We start from the raw sequence: 17,211 nt of genomic DNA on the forward strand, positions 1-17,211 counted from the left end.
GCCGGATAGCATCTGGCTCCGATGGACACCGAAGCACAGCCCACGGAGCGCGACCGCTCCTCCCGCCCTTCCGGCTCCGAGACGACCACCTCGGAACCCGCAGGGCCGGAGGACCGGTCGCGTTTCGCGTTGGTGGCGCGTGTCAGCTCCTGGGTCCCGGGCGGCCGGATCACCCTCACGCTGCTGGTCTGCCTGGTGTTCCTCCTGTTGCTCAGCACGTTCGTGCTGCGGCCGTTCCAGATCCCCAGCGGATCGATGGAGCCGGGATTGAGGATCGGGGACCGGGTTCTCGTAAATAAGTTGGCGTACCGTTTCGGTGCCGTGCCGCAGCGGGGAGACATCGTCGTGTTCGACGGGACCGGGTACTTCGGGCACGCGGACTACATCAAACGCGTTGTCGGTGTGGGGGGAGACCGCGTGGTCTGCTGCGACAGGGAGGGGAGGATCCAGGTGAACGGCCGGCCGGTCGACGAGTCGGGTTTCCTGCATCCCGGCGACAGCCCGTCCGCGGTGCCCTTCGACGTCGTCGTCCCCGGCGGCACCCTGTTCGTCCTCGGCGACCACCGCAGCGACTCCAGCGACTCCCGCGACCACCTCGGCTCGCCGGGCGGCGGCATGATCCCCGTCGACGACGTGATCGGCCGCGCCGACTGGATCGTCTGGCCGTTCGGTCACGCCACCCGGCTGCACCGGCCCGACGCCTACGCGCGCGTGCCCGACGCCGGCAGGGCGGGCGCCCATGGGTAACCGCGGCAAACCGCGTGGCGTCCCTGCGGGCCCCGCGGAGAACCTGCTGCCCACCGGGGCCCGGCGCGCCGCCGGCGCCGCCTCCAGCGGCCGTACGCGGGCCGAGCGCCGCAAGCTCCAGCGCAAGGTCAAGCGGCGCCGCAGGCGCGGCGCCGTGAAGGAGATACCGCTCCTCGTGGGCGTGGCGGTCCTGATAGCGCTCGTGTTGAAGACGTTCCTCGTCCAGGCCTTCGTCATCCCGTCCGGCTCCATGGAGCAGACGATCCAGATCGGCGACCGCGTCCTGGTCGACAAACTCACCCCGTGGTTCGGCTCGGAGCCGCAGCGCGGCGACGTCGTCGTCTTCAAGGACCCCGGCGGCTGGCTCCAGGACGAGCAGCCCACCACGCAGAAGTCCGACCCCGTCGTCATCAAGCAGGTGAAGGAAGGGCTCACCTTCATCGGCCTGCTGCCGTCCGAGAACGAGAAGGACCTCATCAAGCGGGTCGTCGGCGTCGGCGGCGACCGCGTCAAGTGCTGCGACACACAAGGGCGGGTGACCGTCAACGGCGTCCCGCTGAACGAGGACTACCTGTACCCCGGCGCCGCCCCCTCCGACACGCCGTTCGACATCACGGTCCCTCAGGGACGGCTGTGGGTGATGGGCGACCACCGGAACAACTCCGCGGACTCCCGCGCCCACCAGGACACCGACTACGGGGGCACGGTCTCCCTGGACGAGGTCGTGGGCCGTGCGATGGTCATCGCCTGGCCCTTCGGGCACTGGAACATGCTGGAGGAGCCGAATACGTACGCCACCGTGTCCGACTCGGCCACCGGGTCGACCGCCGCTCCCGAACTGTCGCATAGGGTTGCCTCCTACGATCCGAACGGAACGATCCAGCTCCCGACCCCTGCGGAACTCCCGCTCGTTATGGGAGTGGTGGGCCTGCGCCGCGTATGGGGCAGGCGGCGGCACAGAGTGAGGAGTTGGCGTGGGGGATGTGGCGGTTGGCGCACGGTCCGGACACGACGGCGAGGAGCACCGCGGACGCCCTGCGGAATCCGCCGTCCCGGCCGCGGACAGCGCCGTGACCTCCGGGAGTGACTCCGGGGCAGCCGAGGACGGCAGGGTGACGGGCGAGCACACGACAGCCGAGGGCCAGGGACCGGGTGGTACGGCCAGGACACCGAAGAAGCCGCGCTCCTTCTGGAAGGAGCTGCCCATCCTGATCGGTATCGCGCTGGTGCTGGCGCTGCTGATCAAGACCTTCCTGGTGCAGGCGTTCTCCATCCCCTCCGACTCGATGCAGAACACCCTCCAGCAGGGCGACCGCGTCCTGGTCGACAAGCTCACCCCCTGGTTCGGCTCCGAGCCCGAGCGCGGCGAGGTCGTCGTCTTCCACGACCCGGACAACTGGCTGGCCGGCGAGCCGACCACGGACCCGAACGCCCTGCAGACCTTCCTCAGCTGGATCGGCCTGATGCCGTCCGCGGAGGAGAAGGACCTCATCAAGCGCGTCATCGGCGTCGGCGGCGACACCATCGAGTGCAAGAACACCGGCCCGCTCACGGTCAACGGCAAGGCGCTGAACGAGCAGGACTACGTCTACGCCGGCAACACGCCGTGCAGCGTCGACGACCAGGGCGGCCAGTTCAAGGTCAAGGTCCCCCAGGGCTACATCTGGGTCATGGGCGACCACCGGCAGAACTCGCGGGACTCCCGCTACAACCAGTCCGACAAGAACCACGGCATGGTCCCGGTGAAGGACGTCGTCGGACGCGCCGTCGTCGTCGCCTGGCCGGTCACCCGCTGGGCCACCCTGCCGGTCCCGGACACCTTCGACCAGCCCGGGCTGAACGCCCAGCCGGCCGCCGCAGGCCTGACGGTCGCGCCGCAGGGGATCGCGCTCCTCGGCGTGGTGCCGGTGGTGCTCTGGCGTCGCCGGAAGCAGTGATCCCGACCATGGGCTGACCCCGGCCGGTACCCCCGGGTAGGGTGCGGACCCATGGGTGGCGAGAGCATGACGCACACGGCCCCGCGCAGCGGCGGCTCAGGGACGGGCCCGGTGGGCAGCCGGACCGGACAGCGGTTGTCCGGGCTGGCCGTCGCACTGGGCCTTGTGCTGTTTCTCGGCGGGTTCGCCTGGGGAGCGGTGGTCTACCGGCCGTACACCGTGCCCACCAGTTCGATGACCCCGACGATCGACGCGGGCGACCGGATACTGGCGCAGCGCGTCGACGGCGGCGACGTGCGCCGCGGTGACGTCGTCGTCTTCAAGGACGCGACCTGGGCCAACGCGCCGATGGTCAAGCGCGTGGTCGCCGTCGGCGGCGACACGGTCTCCTGTTGCCAGGACGGCAGGCTGAAGGTCAACGGCAAGGAGATCGACGAAACGTACCTGCCCAAGGGCACACCGGCCGAGATGAGCAACTTCCCTACCGTGACCGTCCCCAAGGGCCGCCTCTTCCTGCTCGGCGACGAGCGCGGCAACTCCGTGGACTCCACCGCCCACCTGACCGACGCCGCCAGCGGCACGGTGGCACGCTCCGCCGTGGACGCCCGCGTCGACGCCGTCGTCTGGCCCATGAAGGGCATGCTGCAGCGCCCCACCGGCTTCGAGGCGCTCAGCACCCTCTCCTCACCCGGCCCGCTGCGGACGATCACCTTCCTCGTGATCGCCGGCGCCGTGCTCGTCCTGGGCGGAGGCGCCTACGGACCCGTCGCCAAGCGCACGGGGGCCGCCCGGGCCCGACGGGAGAGCGCCGCGGAGCCCGCAGGTGTCCGCTGAGGCCGTGGGAGCGGGCCAGGACACCTACGAGGGCGGGTTGCGCAAGGTCGCCCGGGTCGTGCTGCTCGACCCGCAGGACCGCATCCTGCTGCTGCACGGGCACGAGCCGGACGACCCGGCCGACGACTGGTGGTTCACCCCCGGTGGCGGGGTGGAGGGCGAGGAGACCCGTGAACAGGCCGCTCTGCGGGAACTCGCCGAGGAGACGGGCATCACCGAGGTCGAGCTCGGCCCGGTGCTGTGGCGGCGGAAGTGCTCCTTCCCCTTCGCGGGCCGCCGCTGGGACCAGGACGAGTGGTACTACCTGGCGCGTACGGACCGCACGACGGTGGCCGCCACCGGGCTGACCGAGCTGGAGCGGCGCAGTGTCGCCGGAGCGCGCTGGTGGACGTGTCCGGAACTGAGCCGGGCACATGAGACGGTGTATCCGACCAGACTCGCCGGGCTGCTGCGCACGCTGCTCGACGAAGGTCCCCCGGCCAGGCCAGTGATCCTTGACCCGGAAATCGTCTAGGGGCTCACAGGACTGGCGCACAATGGGGGGATCGCACGGCTGAAGGGGAACATGCCATGAGCGCCGAGGACCTCGAGAAGTACGAGACCGAGATGGAGCTGAAGCTCTACCGGGAGTACCGCGATGTCGTCGGTCTGTTCAAATACGTGATCGAGACCGAGCGACGCTTCTACCTCACCAACGACTACGAGATGCAGGTGCACTCGGTCCAGGGTGAGGTGTTCTTCGAGGTCTCCATGGCGGATGCCTGGGTCTGGGACATGTACCGGCCGGCGCGGTTCGTGAAGCAGGTGCGGGTCCTCACGTTCAAGGACGTGAACATCGAGGAGCTGAACAAGAGCGATCTGGAGCTGCCGAGTGGGTGACGGAGTTATCCACAATCGCTGAGTTGCCCACCAAGATCTACTTCCTGGGGACGGGTGCGTGATCGTTGGCGCCGGAGGTGGTGCCGACATGACCGCACATCTGGCACGCAGTGCCATGGGCAAGTACGGAGAGGGCCTGGCCGCACGGCGGCTGGCCGAGGCCGGTCTGACGGTCCTGGAGCGCAACTGGCGCTCCGGCCGGACCGGCGAGATCGACATCGTGGCCAGGGACGGGGACGTCCTGGTCGTCTGCGAGGTGAAGACCCGCAGGGAGGGTCCCTTCCAGCACCCGATGGCGGCCGTCACCCCGCAGAAGGCGGAGCGGCTGCGGGGTCTGGCCGAGCGGTGGATCCAGACACACGGGGGCGCACCGCCCGGCGGGGTCCGCATCGACGTGGTCGGCGTGCTGCTGCCGGCCCGCGGTGCCGCCGTGGTCGAGCATGTGCGGGGGGTGGCCTGAATGGCATTCGCCCGAACGTGTTCGGTGGCGCTGGTGGGCGTCGAGGGAGTGGTCGTCGAGGTCCAGGCCGACCTCGAGCCCGGCGTCGCGGCCTTCACGCTGGTGGGGCTGCCCGACAAGAGCCTCACGGAGAGCAAGGACCGGGTGCGCGCCGCGGTCGTCAACTCGGGCGCGGCCTGGCCCCAGAAGAAACTCACCGTCGGCCTGAGCCCGGCCTCGGTGCCGAAGTCCGGCAGTGGCTTCGACCTGGCCGTCGCGGCGGCGGTCCTCGGCGCGGCGGAGCGCATCGACCCGAGGGTCCTGGCCGACATCGTGATGATCGGCGAACTGGGGCTGGACGGGCGGGTGCGGCCGGTCCGGGGGGTGCTGCCGGCGGTGCTGGCGGCGGCCGAGGCGGGGTATGAGCAGGTGGTGGTGCCGGAGTGTGCCGCCGCCGAGGCGTCCCTCGTGCCTGGGGTGTCGGTCCTGGGCGTGCGCAGTCTGCGGCAGCTGATCGCTGTCCTGGCCGACGAACCCGTGCCCGACGAGGAACAGGACGAGCTGGGCCGCCCGGACCCGCTCCTCGCCGGCCTCCGGGTGCCTGGCACGGGCGCGGCCACAGGCATGCACAGCGTCGGGGCGGCCCAGCACGACCATGGACACGACCTGGCGGACGTCGTCGGGCAGACCTCGGCGCGCACGGCCGTGGAGGTGGCCGCAGCGGGTGGGCACCACCTCTTCCTCGAAGGGCCGCCCGGCGCCGGCAAGACGATGCTCGCCGAGCGGCTGCCGGCCATCCTGCCCCGGCTCGGCCGGCAGGAGTCGCTGGAGGTCACCGCGGTCCACTCGGTCGCGGGCCTGCTGCCTCCGGGCAAGCCGCTGATCGACGTCGCGCCCTACTGCGCTCCGCACCACTCCGCCACGATGCAGGCACTCGTCGGCGGCGGCCCGGGCATCGCACGGCCCGGAGCGGTGTCGCTGTCCCACCGCGGAGTGCTGTTTCTCGACGAGACACCGGAATTCAACAGCCAGGCCCTGGACGCGCTGCGCCAGCCGCTGGAGGCAGGGCATGTGGTGATCGCTCGCAGTGCGGGAGTCGTGCGCTTCCCGGCGAAGTTCCTCATGGTGCTCGCGGCCAACCCCTGTCCGTGCGGCCGGTTCTCGCTGCGGGACGACCTGTGCGAGTGCCCGCCCTCGGCCGTCCGCCGCTATCAGGCCAGGCTGTCCGGGCCGCTGCTCGACCGGGTCGACCTGCGCGTCGAGGTGGATCGCGTCACCCGCTCCCAGCTGACCGCTTCCGCCCCCCGGGGCGAATCGACCGCGACGGTCGCCGGCCGGGTGCGAGCAGCCCGGGAACGGGCCGCGGAGCGCCTCGCCGGGACCCCCTGGTGCACGAACAGCGAGGTGCCCGGCCGTGAGCTGCGCAGCCGCTGGTACGCCGTGCCCGGCGCGATGGACGAGGCCGAGCGAAGCTTGGAACGGGGCGTTCTGACCGCCCGCGGCCTCGACCGCGTCCTGCGCGTGGCCTGGACCGTCGCCGACCTCGTCGGTCATGACCGGCCCGACGCCATGGACGTCGCCCTCGCACTCCAGCTGCGCACCGGTGTACCGCGCGGCGTACCCATGGCCATCGGGGCGCTGACGTGAGCATCGTCGACGAACCGGACGACGACCTGCTCTGCCGGGTCCTTCTCACTCGGGTCATCGAGCCCGGGGACGAGGTCGGTGGGCGGTGGGTGCGGGAGTTCGGGGCCCGGGAAGTGGTGCGGCGGCTGGGGGAGGGCGGGGCCGCTCTGCCCGGGGCGAGCCGGAAGCGGTGGGCCGGGCTGGTGGCCAGGGCCGAGGCCGCCCGGCCACACCGGGATCTCGCGGCCGCCCGGGACGCGGGCGTGCGGTTCGTGTCCCCCGGGGACCCGGAATGGCCGGGACAGCTCGACGATCTCGGGGACGCCCGGCCTCTTGGGATGTGGGTGCGCGGGCGGGCCGGTCTGCGGATGTGGGCGCTGAAGTCGGTCGCCGTGGTCGGTGCCCGGGCCTGCACCGAGTACGGGGCTCACATGGCCGCCACCCTCGCAGCCGGGCTCGCCGAGCGGGGCTGGGTCGTGGTGTCGGGCGGTGCCTACGGAGTCGACGGTGCCGCCCATCGCGGAGCCCTCGGAGCCGGCGGCGCCACCGTCGCCGTCCTCGCCTGCGGCGTCGACCGGCCCTACCCCCGCGGCCACACCCAGCTGATCGGCAGAATCGCCGAACAGGGACTGGTGATCGGAGAGTTGCCACCCGGGGATCACCCGACGCCGAGCCGGTTCATCCTGCGGAACAGAGTGATCGCCGCGCTCACCCGCGGCACCGTGGTCGTCGAGGCCGCCCACCGCAGCGGCTCCCTGGTCACCGCGCGGGCGGCACAGCGCCTCGGCCGGCACACGATGGGCGTGCCGGGCCCGGCCACCAGCGCCCTCTCCGCCGGGGTGCACCATCTGCTGCGCGGGGAGGCCGTTCTGGTCACCGACGTCGCGGACGTCGTGGAACTGGTCGGTGGCATGGGAGAGCTGGCCCCCGACCGGCGAGGCCCCGTCCTGCCCCGGGACCTGCTGGAGCCGGCCGCCCGGCAGGTGCTCGACGCCCTGCCGGGACGCGGGGCGGCCGGGCCGAACGAGATCGCGCGCTCCGCACAGACCGCACCGGACGACGCGATCGCGAGACTGTACGAACTCCGAGCACTCGGTTACGTCGAACGACACGGCGACGGCTGGAAGTTGACACGCCAGGCGGTGATGTCGGTCCGCGACGCTCGCGGGCCGTGCTGACGGGCTGTGTTCGGCCGTCCGGGGGAACCCCGACATCCCTTGGAAATGCGCCCAGTTGGGGCCCTGTGGTGATCACACCGAGCGACCGTGCCACCCCGAGGGGGCGTCCTGAGGAACGTATCTGCGCCCGCCCTGGCCTCTGTACTTCGCTCACCGCGACACCGCAGTCACGCTACGCTCGCGAGGATCCCGACACGGACAGGCAACTCGACATCAGACAGACAGCTCACCCCGGCAGCACAACTCCGCAGCAGAACGGCACAAGGCGACGAATGCCCCAGCACACCTCCGGGTCCGACCGGGCGGCGATCCCCCCAGCCGCCCGTGACGGTGGCAGCGTGCGGCCGCCCGCTCCCTCGACGCTCGACGAGCTGTGGCGGTCGTACAAGGCGACGGGGGACGAGCGGCTGCGGGAGCAATTGATCCTGCACTACTCGCCGCTCGTGAAGTACGTGGCGGGAAGGGTCAGCGTGGGCCTGCCGTCCAACGTGGAGCAGGCGGACTTCGTCTCGTCCGGGGTGTTCGGGCTGATCGACGCGATCGAGAAGTTCGACATCGACCGGGAGATCAAGTTCGAGACCTACGCGATCACCCGGATCCGCGGCGCGATGATCGACGAGCTGCGGGCGCTGGACTGGATCCCCCGCTCGGTGCGGCAGAAGGCGCGCAACGTGGAGCGGGCGTACGCCACGCTGGAGGCGCGGCTGCGGCGGACGCCGACCGAGGGCGAGGTGGCCTGCGAGATGGGCATCGCCGTCGAGGAACTGCATGCGGTGTTCAGCCAGTTGTCGCTGGCCAACGTGGTGGCCCTGGAGGAGCTGCTGCACGGGGGCGGTGAGGGAGGCGACGGGCTCAGCGTCATGGACACGCTGGAGGACACCGCCGCCGACAACCCCGTCGAGGTCGCCGAGGACCGGGAACTGAGGAGATTCCTGGCACGGGCGATCAACACACTGCCGGACCGGGAGAAGACCGTGGTCACGCTGTACTACTACGAGGGCCTCACCCTGGCCGAGATCGGGAACGTGCTGGGTGTGACCGAGAGCCGGGTCAGCCAGATCCACACTAAGTCGGTGCTGCAACTGAGAGCGAAGCTGGCGAGCTTCGGCCGCTGACCAGGCCGGATGTCCTCGGTTCGGCGTCAATCACTCCCGTACGGCGGGACGCGTCCGTAGAGTGTTGACGTGCCAAGGATTCGAGCGGCCTCCGTGGCCGAGCACCGGTCGATGCAGCGAGCCGCCCTGCTGGACGCGGCTCGTTCCTTGTTGTCCGAGGGCGGTACGGAGGCGCTGACCTTCCCGGCCCTCGCCGAGCGGACGGGACTCGCGCGCTCGTCCGTCTACGAGTACTTCCGGTCACGGGCGGCCGTGGTCGAGGAGCTGTGCGAGGTCGATTTCCCGGTCTGGGCGGCGGACGTGTCGGCGGCGATGGAGCGGGCGGAGACGGCCGAGGCCAAGGTCGAGGCATATGTGCGCCAGCAGTTGGAGCTGGTCGGGGACCGGCGGCACCGGGCCGTGGTCGCGATCTCCGCGAGTGAACTCGACGCGGGGGCGCGGGAGAAGATCCGGGCGGCGCACGGCGGGCTGGTCGCGATGATCGTCGAGGCGCTGGGCGAGCTGGGGCACCAGCAGCCCCGGCTCGCGGCGATGCTGGTGCAGGGAGTGGTGGACGCGGCCGTGCGCCGGATCGAACTGGGGGCGGCGGAGGAGCCGGCGACCATCGCGGATGCGGCGGTGTCCATGGCGCTGCGGGGTGTGCGGGGCTGAGCCCGTCTGAGCGCGGGCGGGCGCTGCGGGGTGTGAGCCGCGTGCGCGCGGGGCGGGTGGGTCCGCAGCCCGGCGGAGCGGGGTGCCCCGCGCCCGCCCTCCCCCGAGCTCTCGGCTCCGCTCGAGCACGGGGACCTGCATCGCCCCGGCGGCACGACTGCCCGCAGCCGGGTCAGTACACCGGCAGCAGCCTGGACGGGCCCCGGCTGAGCAACCACGGCGGCAGGAGCGACAGCGGGTTCAGGTATGTCTCCCCGCGACGCAGGCCCCAGTGCACACACGGAGCGGTGCAATGCGAGCCGGTCGCGTCCACCGTGCCGATCACCTCGCCCGGTTCCATCTCATCGCCCTCCTCCACCGACGCCGTCACCGGTTCGTAGGTCGTGCGCAGAGGCGGGTCGCCGGTGCCCGTCAGCTCCACCGAGACCACTCCCTTTCCGGCCACCCTGCCCGCGAAGGAGACTCGGCCCGCCGCCACGGCCCGTACCGGCGTTCCCGGTGCCGCCGCCAGGTCCACGCCCCGGTGGCCGCGGCTGTAGACCGTCGCCGGGGGTTCCCACCCGCGCAGGACCGGAGGGCGCAGGCCCACGGGCCACGCGCGGCCGACCGCCGGCACGGCAGGGTCCCCGAGGGGAGTGGCCGCCGCGAGCAGCCGCGGCGGTGGGGCCAGCAAGGCCCACGCCGTGAGGAACAGCAGCAGGATCAGACGCGTACACACGCGGACACATCGGTTCACTCGCATGGGCAAAGCGTCCCGGAGGCCCACCCCTCGCAGCTCTCGGCTGTGGATCACCCGCCGGTTGTGGACAACGGCGTCACCTGGCACCCCGCGGGTCCCGTACACTTCTGGTGGCGACCCGAGTCATCGGGTCGACTTCGCACGCCCCGATACGAACCCCGGCAACGGGCCCGTATCAGCGCCCCTCGGTCCCTCGTGGAACGGCGCGCAGTGGGCGTCAGGCGCGGAAGCCGTCCGGCATCCGCGGCACAACCGAGAAAATCAAGGAGATACGGCCATGGCCGTCGTCACGATGCGGGAGCTGCTGGAGAGCGGCGTCCACTTCGGTCACCAGACCCGTCGTTGGAACCCGAAGATGAAGCGCTTCATCTTCACGGAGCGCAACGGCATCTACATCATCGACCTGCTCCAGTCGCTGTCGTACATCGACCGCGCCTACGAGTTCGTCAAGGAGACCGTCGCCCACGGCGGCACGGTCATGTTCGTCGGCACGAAGAAGCAGGCGCAGGAGGCCATCGCCGAGCAGGCCACCCGCGTCGGCATGCCCTACGTCAACCAGCGCTGGCTGGGCGGCATGCTCACCAACTTCTCGACCGTCTACAAGCGTCTGCAGCGCCTCAAGGAGCTCGAGCAGATCGACTTCGAGGACGTCGCCGCGTCCGGTCTGACCAAGAAGGAGCTTCTCGTGCTCTCGCGCGAGAAGGCCAAGCTGGAGAAGACCCTCGGCGGTATCCGCGAGATGCAGAAGGTGCCCAGCGCCGTCTGGATCGTGGACACCAAGAAGGAGCACATCGCCGTTGGTGAGGCCCGGAAGCTGAACATCCCGGTCGTCGCGATCCTCGACACCAACTGCGACCCCGACGAGGTCGACTACAAGATCCCGGGCAACGACGACGCGATCCGCTCCGTCACCCTGCTCACCCGCGTCATCGCCGACGCCGTCGCCGAGGGCCTCATCGCCCGCAGCGGTGTCGCCACCGAGGGCAAGGGCGAGAAGGCCGCGGGCGAGCCGCTGGCCGAGTGGGAGCGCGACCTGCTCGAGGGCGAGAAGAAGGCCGACGAGGCCGCCCCCGCCGCTGAGGCCGCCCCGGCCGCCGAGGCTGAGGCTGCTCCGGCCGCCGAGGCTGAGGCTGCTCCGGCCGCCGAGGCCCCCGCCGCCGAGGCCGAGAAGCCGGCCGAGGGCGACAAGCCGGCCGAGGCCGAGCAGGCCTGACCCGTCAGTCCCGTGGTGACGGCGGGAGCGGTACTGCATCCACCAGCGCCCTCGGCGCGGTGAAGTCCGCTCCCGCCGTTCACCCGTAGGTCAGCGGAAGGACAGCGCCCTCCGGCTCCATGGGGGCGCAACCGCAGATTCCGCAGATCTTCGATCTTCCAGACTTCGAGAGAGATTCACAGACTCATGGCGAACTACACCGCCGCCGACGTCAAGAAGCTCCGTGAGCTCACGGGCGCCGGCATGATGGACTGCAAGAAGGCGCTGGACGAGGCCGAGGGCAACGTCGAGAAGGCCGTCGAGGCGCTCCGCATCAAGGGCCAGAAGGGCGTCGCCAAGCGCGAGGGCCGCTCCGCCGAGAACGGCGCCGTGGTCTCGATCATCGCCGACGACAACTCCTCCGGCGTCCTCGTCGAGCTGAAGTGCGAGACGGACTTCGTCGCCAAGGGTGACAAGTTCCAGGCCGTGGCCAAGACCATCGCCGAGCACGTCGCCAAGACCTCCCCGGCCGACCTGGAGGCCCTGCTCGCCTCCGAGATCGAGGCCGGCAAGACCGTCCAGGCGTTCGTGGACGAGGCCAACGCCAACCTGGGCGAGAAGATCGTCCTGGACCGCTTCGCGCAGTACTCCGACGGCTTCGTGACGGCGTACATGCACCGCACGATGCCCGACCTGCCCCCGCAGATCGGTGTCCTCGTCGAGCTGGACAAGCCGAACGCGGAGATCGCCAAGGGCGTCGCCCAGCACATCGCCGCCTTCGCGCCGAAGTACCTCTCCAAGGAGGACGTGCCGGCCGAGGTCGTCGAGTCCGAGCGCCGCGTCGCCGAGGAGACCACCCGCGCCGAGGGCAAGCCCGAGGCCGCCCTGCCGAAGATCGTCGAGGGTCGCCTCAACGGCTTCTTCAAGGACGCCACGCTGCTCGGCCAGCCGTACGCGCTGGACAACAAGAAGTCCGTCCAGAAGGTCCTGGACGAGGCCGGTGTCACCCTGAAGCGCTTCTCGCGCATCAAGGTCGGCATCTGAGTCCGTACCGCGCTCGACGCCCGACCCCTATAGGGTCGACAGCAGTCGTCCGCGTACGCCGTCACACCAGTGGCGGACGACAGCAGATCTGACGAGGAGGCCATTGCCGTATGGGATGCGAAACACGCCCCACCGGCAATGGCCTTCTTGGTATGTGCAACACGTGAAAGAGGCGGGATCCCCCATGACCACCAAGGCCCAGAAGAGCGACGACGGCAAAGTGCGCGGCCGGTTTCTGCTGAAGCTGTCCGGAGAGGCCTTCTCCGGTGGCGGCGGCCTGGGCGTCGACCCCGACGTGGTGCACAAGATCGCCCGCGAGATCGCCGCCGTCGTACGCGACGGCGCGGAGATCGCGATCGTCATCGGCGGCGGCAACTTCTTCCGCGGCGCCGAACTCCAGCAGCGCGGCATGGACCGGGCCCGCTCCGACTACATGGGCATGCTCGGCACCGTCATGAACTGCCTCGCCCTCCAGGACTTCCTGGAGAAGGTGGGCGTCGACTGCCGGGTGCAGACCGCCATCACCATGGGCCAGGTCGCCGAGCCGTACATCCCGCTGCGCGCCGTACGGCACCTGGAGAAGGGCCGTGTGGTCATCTTCGGCGCCGGGATGGGCATGCCGTACTTCTCCACCGACACCACCGCCGCCCAGCGCGCCCTGGAGATCGACGCCGAGGCGCTGCTCATGGGCAAGAACGGCGTGGACGGGGTCTACGACTCCGACCCCAAGACCAACCCGGACGCGGTGAAGTTCGATCATCTCGGCTACGGCGAGGTCATCACGCGCGATCTGAAGGTCGCCGACGCCACGGCCGTGACGCTGTGCCGCGACAACAAGCTCCCGATCGTGGTCTTCGAGCTGCTGGCGGAGGGCAACATCGGACGCGCCGTCAAGGGTGAGAAGATCGGCACGCTGGTGGGGGACCCCGGCAGCCGGGACTGACACCCCGGGTACAACCCCGTCCGGGGGACGGACGGGACGGAGCCGGGCCGGGGGATGGACAATGTCCCGCCGGTCGGGAACCGTGCAGGAAGAAGACGCGACGCAGCCGGCCGCCGCCCCACATGGAACCGCAGCCGGGCCTACTCAAGACACGCAGGAGCAAGTGGTGATCGAAGAGACCCTCCTCGAGGCCGAGGAGAAGATGGAGAAGGCCGTCGTGGTCGCCAAGGAGGACTTCGCCGCGATCCGCACCGGCCGTGCGCACCCGGCGATGTTCAACAAGATCGTGGCCGACTACTACGGCGCGCCGACGCCGATCAACCAGCTGGCCTCGTTCTCCGTGCCGGAGCCGCGTATGGCGGTAGTGACCCCGTTCGACAAGACGGCCCTGCGCAACATCGAGCAGGCGATCCGCGACTCCGACCTGGGCGTCAACCCGAGCAACGACGGCAACATCATCCGTGTGGTGTTCCCCGAGCTCACCGAGGAGCGCCGCCGCGAGTACATCAAGGTCGCCAAGAGCAAGGGCGAGGACGCGAAGATCTCGATCCGCTCCGTGCGCCGCAAGGCGAAGGAAGCCATCGACAAGCTGATCAAGGACGGCGAGGTCGGCGAGGACGAGGGCCGCCGTGCGGAGAAGGAGCTCGACGACACCACCGCGAAGTACGTCGCGCAGGTGGACGAGCTCCTGAAGCACAAGGAAGCGGAGCTGCTCGAGGTCTGATGAACGACTCTTCCTGGGGGGCGCCGCCACAGGCCGGGTACTGGGGGCCCACCGACCAAGCGCATGGTCACGGGCACGTCCAGGGCCCGGGCCAGGGGCACGTCCAAGGGGCCGCTCCGGCGGGTCCCGCATACGATGCGTATGAAGCGCCTCAGACTCGCCCCATGCCCATCGTGCCCGACGTGACCGACTTCGGCGGAAACCAGGATGACGACCGGGGGGCTGCTCGGCTGAGCGGTCACCCGGTCCGAAACGACACGAATCCGGAGCCCATGCCCGACGCCTCGCAGCCGGCGCCCAAGCCGCCGAAGAAGAGCGCGGGTCGCGACCTGAGTGCCGCGATAGGGGTCGGCGTCGGGCTCGGTGTGGTGATCGTCGCCTCGCTGTTCGTCGTCAAGGCCGTGTTCGTCGGTGTCGTCGCGGTGGCCGTGGTGGTGGGCCTGTGGGAGCTGACCAAGCGGCTGGAGGAACGCAAGGGCATCCGGGCGCCGCTCGTGCCGCTCGCGCTCGGTGGTGCCGCGATGATCGTCGCCGGGTACGTCCGGGGCGCCGAGGGCGCGTGGGTGGCGATGGCGCTCACGGCACTGGCCGTCCTGGTCTGGCGCATGACCGAACCGCCCGAGGGCTACCTGAGAGACGTCACGGCGGGTGTCTTCGCTGCGTTCTACGTGCCGTTCCTGGCGACCTTCGTCGCGATGATGCTGACCGCGGACGACGGGCCGCAGCGGGTGCTCACCTTCCTGCTGCTGACGGTCGTCAGCGACACCGGGGCGTACGCCGTCGGCTGGCGGTTCGGCCGGCACAAGCTCGCCCCGCGCATCAGCCCCGGCAAGACCCGGGAGGGGCTGCTCGGCGCGGTCTCCTTCGCCATGGTCGCGGGGGCGCTGTGCATGCAGTTCCTCATCGACGACGGTGCCTGGTGGCAGGGTCTGGTGCTGGGCCTCGCGGTCGCGGTCACCGCCACGCTGGGCGACCTCGGCGAGTCCATGATCAAGCGGGACCTCGGCATCAAGGACATGGGCACGCTGCTGCCGGGGCACGGCGGCATCATGGACCGGCTCGACTCGCTGCTGCCCACGGCTCCGGTGGTGTGGCTGCTGCTCGTGCTGTTCGTCGGGTCCGGCTGAGGCGACTTCTGTCAGCGAGCCCCCGCCCTTCCGGGCGGGGGCTCGTTGCCGTCTCGGGGAGAAGTCCGGGGCCTGAAGTGGGACGATTCAGATGTACCTCCCGAAGGGGGCCACCATGGCCATCATCCGAGAGAGCATCGATGTGGACCGCCGTCCCGAGGAGGTCTACGACTACGTCATGGACACCGGGCGCATGCCCGAATGGCAGCTGAGCGCCGTCTCCGCGGAGCGTGTCGACGAGGGGCCCGTCGGCGTCGGCACCAAGGTCCGGGTGCACCGGCACATCGGCCGTCGCGTCATGCCGATGACCATGGAGGTCACCGAGTACGACCCGCCGCACAGCTGGGGCATGCGCGGTGTCGACGGCCCTGTCCGGGCGCAGGTGCACGGCGAGGTCGAGCCCTACGACGAGGGCCGCCGCTCACACGTCACGATCGACATCGACTTCGAGGGCCACGGCATGGGCAAGGTCCTGGTCCCGCTCGTCGTACGCCCCCAGGTCCGCAAGGAACTCCCGCGCAACGAGCAGCTGCTCAAGGACCGGCTGGAGCACAGGGGCGAGTAGGGGCGATCCTTCCTCCGGCGGCTGGGCTCAGCGCCGCCGGGGGAACTTCCAGCCGTTCGGCCGCAGCTTGAACAGGACGAACACGCCGCAGTGCGCCCACACCCCCAGGAAGGCCCACTTGAACACGGGGGGGAGCGCGTGGACATCACCGAGCGCGAGCCGTCCGGCCCTTGGGAGGGCGTACTGGCCGCTCCCGTCCGTGGCGGTGATGTCGGTGTTCTGGTCCTCGCGTCGAGCGCGAGGGCGCGTGCATCCTTGCCCGGCAGGGGCTTCACAGCCTTGGCGATCCGATGGTTCGGAGGCCCTGGACGATTCCTGGGCCCCCGCGGAACAGGACAGCGGCCCTCTGGCGATCCGCGGTTGGTACGACAGAGCGAGCGGGCCTTCGCTCATTCGCTGCCACACACGGAGATCCCCGTGGAGGCGGCCAGAGCCGATCTGCTCCTCGTCGCAGGCGGCGACGACGCGATGTGGCCGTCGCTTCCCTTCGCTGAAGAGCTGGCTCGGCGTCGGCGCTCGGCCGGGCGGACAGTGCGGCTGATCGCCCGCGCCGACGCCGGCCACCGGCCACGCCTTCCCGGCGAAAGCCTTGCGCCGGGGTCCACGCGTTTCGCGTACGGGGGCACCGCCCAGGCCGACGCACTCCTGGGCGAGGCTGCGTGGCCCCACATCCTCGACCTGCTCGGCGGCGACGGCCTCAGCCGACCGGATACGAGAACCGCGGGGCTCAGTTTCCCGGACAGACCCTAGTCGTCCCCGCCGCCTTGCTGGGTGTGGGACTTTCGGCTCGCGCTGCGGGCCAGTTCGCTGCCGAGCAGCGTCGCCTTGGCCACCCCACGTGCCCAGCGGGGGGCGTCGCCCCGGGCCGCCCAGTAGACGCAGACGCAGCCGCCGATGATGAGCGAAACGACGACTGACAGTATGAGCACGAGCATGCTCGCCCCTCGTTTAGTAGGATGATCCGCTCAATCCTTACAGGCGGGCGTCATTCCAGCAGGCCCCTCTTCGATAAGACTGGGAAAGTCCTCGGAGCGCGGCCACACACCCGGCACCGAGGCAGCGTGACCACTCCCCGCAGCATGAATCGAGCTGAAGCGATCCACCTCGTCCAGCGGCTCATGAACGCCGACTACGCCGATGAGGCCGAAGCCGACGACATCCTCACGGGACTCGTGCGTGGGCTTGGCTGCCCACACATCAGCGACTACGTCTTCTGGGACAACGACCCGCACTTGACGGCGGAGAAGGTCGTCGACCGAGCCATGTCCTACGAGCCGTTCGCCCTGTAACCGCATATCACGCGCATGCCGCTGGGGATGGAGCTTCCGTCCCTCGGGACCTTGGTCAGAGGTGAGGTCTACTGGCACGACGACCGCAGCCACCAGGTCAGGGTCCGGCTGGACGAGTGGCAGGGAGCCGACGCGTGATCGAACCTGGGTCGTCTCTGGGCCGTCCGAGGGCGCTCGGCGGC

At 70.4% G+C, this 17,211-nt stretch carries 21 protein-coding genes; 19 read left to right on the forward strand and 2 right to left on the reverse strand.

What is annotated here, in order from left to right:
• Positions 1-21 precede the first annotated feature (21 nt).
• The 11 genes from lepB (ABT116_RS12610) (at position 22) to ABT116_RS12660 (ending at position 9,406) form a co-directional block, all read left to right on the forward strand.
• Positions 22-747: a signal peptidase I gene (gene lepB / locus ABT116_RS12610; RefSeq protein ID WP_351631586.1), complete on the forward strand. Its 726-nt coding sequence runs from the start codon at positions 22-24 to the stop codon at positions 745-747.
• On the forward strand, positions 740-1,834 hold the full coding sequence (lepB, locus tag ABT116_RS12615) for a signal peptidase I (protein WP_351631589.1): 1,095 nt from the start codon (positions 740-742) through the stop codon (positions 1,832-1,834). The genes lepB (ABT116_RS12610) and lepB (ABT116_RS12615) overlap by 8 nt, the downstream gene beginning before the upstream one ends.
• Positions 1,722-2,684 (forward strand): signal peptidase I, encoded by a 963-nt coding sequence (gene lepB, locus ABT116_RS12620; protein ID WP_351631592.1) that lies wholly within the window; start codon positions 1,722-1,724, stop codon positions 2,682-2,684. The genes lepB (ABT116_RS12615) and lepB (ABT116_RS12620) overlap by 113 nt, the downstream gene beginning before the upstream one ends.
• 51 nt (positions 2,685-2,735) lie before the next feature.
• A complete protein-coding gene (gene lepB / locus ABT116_RS12625; RefSeq protein ID WP_351631595.1) occupies positions 2,736-3,518 on the forward strand; it encodes a signal peptidase I in 783 nt (260 codons plus the stop codon).
• Positions 3,508-4,032: an NUDIX hydrolase gene (locus ABT116_RS12630; protein WP_351631597.1), complete on the forward strand. Its 525-nt coding sequence runs from the start codon at positions 3,508-3,510 to the stop codon at positions 4,030-4,032. The genes lepB (ABT116_RS12625) and ABT116_RS12630 overlap by 11 nt, the downstream gene beginning before the upstream one ends.
• Before the next feature lie 56 nt (positions 4,033-4,088).
• On the forward strand, positions 4,089-4,397 hold the full coding sequence (locus tag ABT116_RS12635) for a DUF2469 domain-containing protein (RefSeq protein ID WP_003993268.1): 309 nt from the start codon (positions 4,089-4,091) through the stop codon (positions 4,395-4,397).
• Between the two features lie 58 nt (positions 4,398-4,455).
• On the forward strand, positions 4,456-4,857 hold the full coding sequence (locus tag ABT116_RS12640; protein WP_351631600.1) for a YraN family protein: 402 nt from the start codon (positions 4,456-4,458) through the stop codon (positions 4,855-4,857).
• On the forward strand, positions 4,858-6,483 hold the full coding sequence (locus ABT116_RS12645) for a YifB family Mg chelatase-like AAA ATPase (RefSeq protein ID WP_351631603.1): 1,626 nt from the start codon (positions 4,858-4,860) through the stop codon (positions 6,481-6,483).
• Positions 6,480-7,640, forward strand: coding sequence for a DNA-processing protein DprA (dprA, locus tag ABT116_RS12650; protein WP_351631606.1), 1,161 nt, complete (start codon positions 6,480-6,482; stop codon positions 7,638-7,640). Before ABT116_RS12645 ends, dprA begins: the two co-directional genes overlap by 4 nt.
• Before the next feature lie 272 nt (positions 7,641-7,912).
• The gene (gene whiG, locus ABT116_RS12655) at positions 7,913-8,755 is read left to right on the forward strand and encodes an RNA polymerase sigma factor WhiG (RefSeq protein WP_351631608.1); all 843 of its coding nucleotides are present in this window, start codon (positions 7,913-7,915) and stop codon (positions 8,753-8,755) included.
• A gap of 93 nt (positions 8,756-8,848) precedes the next feature.
• The gene (locus ABT116_RS12660) at positions 8,849-9,406 is read left to right on the forward strand and encodes a TetR/AcrR family transcriptional regulator (RefSeq protein WP_351631666.1); all 558 of its coding nucleotides are present in this window, start codon (positions 8,849-8,851) and stop codon (positions 9,404-9,406) included.
• A gap of 172 nt (positions 9,407-9,578) precedes the next feature.
• Here ABT116_RS12660 and ABT116_RS12665 read toward each other — a convergent pair whose 3' ends face one another.
• Positions 9,579-10,148, reverse strand: a complete 570-nt coding sequence (locus tag ABT116_RS12665) for a M23 family metallopeptidase (RefSeq protein ID WP_351631610.1) — start codon at positions 10,146-10,148, stop codon at positions 9,579-9,581.
• Positions 10,149-10,422: 274 nt separating this feature from the next.
• Between ABT116_RS12665 and rpsB the strand changes: the two genes are divergently transcribed.
• The 7 genes from rpsB (at position 10,423) to ABT116_RS12700 (ending at position 16,490) form a co-directional block, all read left to right on the forward strand.
• A complete protein-coding gene (gene rpsB, locus ABT116_RS12670) occupies positions 10,423-11,358 on the forward strand; it encodes a 30S ribosomal protein S2 (RefSeq protein ID WP_351631613.1) in 936 nt (311 codons plus the stop codon).
• A gap of 186 nt (positions 11,359-11,544) precedes the next feature.
• A complete protein-coding gene (gene tsf / locus ABT116_RS12675; protein WP_351631616.1) occupies positions 11,545-12,381 on the forward strand; it encodes a translation elongation factor Ts in 837 nt (278 codons plus the stop codon).
• Between the two features lie 184 nt (positions 12,382-12,565).
• On the forward strand, positions 12,566-13,324 hold the full coding sequence (gene pyrH / locus ABT116_RS12680) for a UMP kinase (RefSeq protein ID WP_030852122.1): 759 nt from the start codon (positions 12,566-12,568) through the stop codon (positions 13,322-13,324).
• A gap of 166 nt (positions 13,325-13,490) precedes the next feature.
• Entirely contained in the window at positions 13,491-14,048 is a 558-nt protein-coding gene (frr, locus tag ABT116_RS12685) for a ribosome recycling factor (RefSeq protein WP_184598490.1), read from the forward strand.
• A complete protein-coding gene (locus tag ABT116_RS12690; protein ID WP_351631620.1) occupies positions 14,048-15,175 on the forward strand; it encodes a phosphatidate cytidylyltransferase in 1,128 nt (375 codons plus the stop codon). The genes frr and ABT116_RS12690 overlap by 1 nt, the downstream gene beginning before the upstream one ends.
• A gap of 115 nt (positions 15,176-15,290) precedes the next feature.
• Positions 15,291-15,740, forward strand: coding sequence for an SRPBCC family protein (locus tag ABT116_RS12695; protein ID WP_351631623.1), 450 nt, complete (start codon positions 15,291-15,293; stop codon positions 15,738-15,740).
• A gap of 417 nt (positions 15,741-16,157) precedes the next feature.
• The gene (locus tag ABT116_RS12700) at positions 16,158-16,490 is read left to right on the forward strand and encodes an acyl-CoA thioester hydrolase/BAAT C-terminal domain-containing protein (protein WP_351631625.1); all 333 of its coding nucleotides are present in this window, start codon (positions 16,158-16,160) and stop codon (positions 16,488-16,490) included.
• Here the strand turns inward: ABT116_RS12700 and ABT116_RS12705 are convergent.
• Positions 16,487-16,675, reverse strand: coding sequence for a hypothetical protein (locus ABT116_RS12705; RefSeq protein WP_351631628.1), 189 nt, complete (start codon positions 16,673-16,675; stop codon positions 16,487-16,489). The two genes, ABT116_RS12700 and ABT116_RS12705, sit on opposite strands and share 4 nt — an antisense overlap.
• A 144-nt stretch (positions 16,676-16,819) precedes the next feature.
• Between ABT116_RS12705 and ABT116_RS12710 the strand changes: the two genes are divergently transcribed.
• Positions 16,820-17,029 (forward strand): bacteriocin immunity protein, encoded by a 210-nt coding sequence (locus tag ABT116_RS12710; RefSeq protein ID WP_351631631.1) that lies wholly within the window; start codon positions 16,820-16,822, stop codon positions 17,027-17,029.
• Positions 17,030-17,211: the final 182 nt, after the last annotated feature.

The organism is Streptomyces sp. NPDC002130 (assembly GCF_040296465.1).
GTDB lineage: Bacteria > Actinomycetota > Actinomycetes > Streptomycetales > Streptomycetaceae > Streptomyces.

Bases quoted from the DNA above. Each gene is read 5' to 3' on its own strand.
- whiG (WP_351631608.1), top strand. From the start codon at position 7,913: ATGCCCCAGCACACCTCCGGGTCCGACCGGGCGGCGATCCCCCCAGCC.
- lepB (WP_351631595.1), top strand. From the start codon at position 2,736: ATGGGTGGCGAGAGCATGACGCACACGGCCCCGCGCAGCGGCGGCTCA.
- ABT116_RS12690 (WP_351631620.1), top strand. From the start codon at position 14,048: ATGAACGACTCTTCCTGGGGGGCGCCGCCACAGGCCGGGTACTGGGGG.
- lepB (WP_351631589.1), top strand. From the start codon at position 740: ATGGGTAACCGCGGCAAACCGCGTGGCGTCCCTGCGGGCCCCGCGGAG.
- ABT116_RS12635 (WP_003993268.1), top strand. From the start codon at position 4,089: ATGAGCGCCGAGGACCTCGAGAAGTACGAGACCGAGATGGAGCTGAAG.
- rpsB (WP_351631613.1), top strand. From the start codon at position 10,423: ATGGCCGTCGTCACGATGCGGGAGCTGCTGGAGAGCGGCGTCCACTTC.
- ABT116_RS12665 (WP_351631610.1), bottom strand. From the start codon at position 10,148: ATGCGAGTGAACCGATGTGTCCGCGTGTGTACGCGTCTGATCCTGCTG.
- pyrH (WP_030852122.1), top strand. From the start codon at position 12,566: ATGACCACCAAGGCCCAGAAGAGCGACGACGGCAAAGTGCGCGGCCGG.
- ABT116_RS12645 (WP_351631603.1), top strand. From the start codon at position 4,858: ATGGCATTCGCCCGAACGTGTTCGGTGGCGCTGGTGGGCGTCGAGGGA.
- ABT116_RS12710 (WP_351631631.1), top strand. From the start codon at position 16,820: ATGAATCGAGCTGAAGCGATCCACCTCGTCCAGCGGCTCATGAACGCC.
- lepB (WP_351631586.1), top strand. From the start codon at position 22: ATGGACACCGAAGCACAGCCCACGGAGCGCGACCGCTCCTCCCGCCCT.
- ABT116_RS12695 (WP_351631623.1), top strand. From the start codon at position 15,291: ATGGCCATCATCCGAGAGAGCATCGATGTGGACCGCCGTCCCGAGGAG.
- tsf (WP_351631616.1), top strand. From the start codon at position 11,545: ATGGCGAACTACACCGCCGCCGACGTCAAGAAGCTCCGTGAGCTCACG.
- ABT116_RS12705 (WP_351631628.1), bottom strand. From the start codon at position 16,675: ATGCTCGTGCTCATACTGTCAGTCGTCGTTTCGCTCATCATCGGCGGC.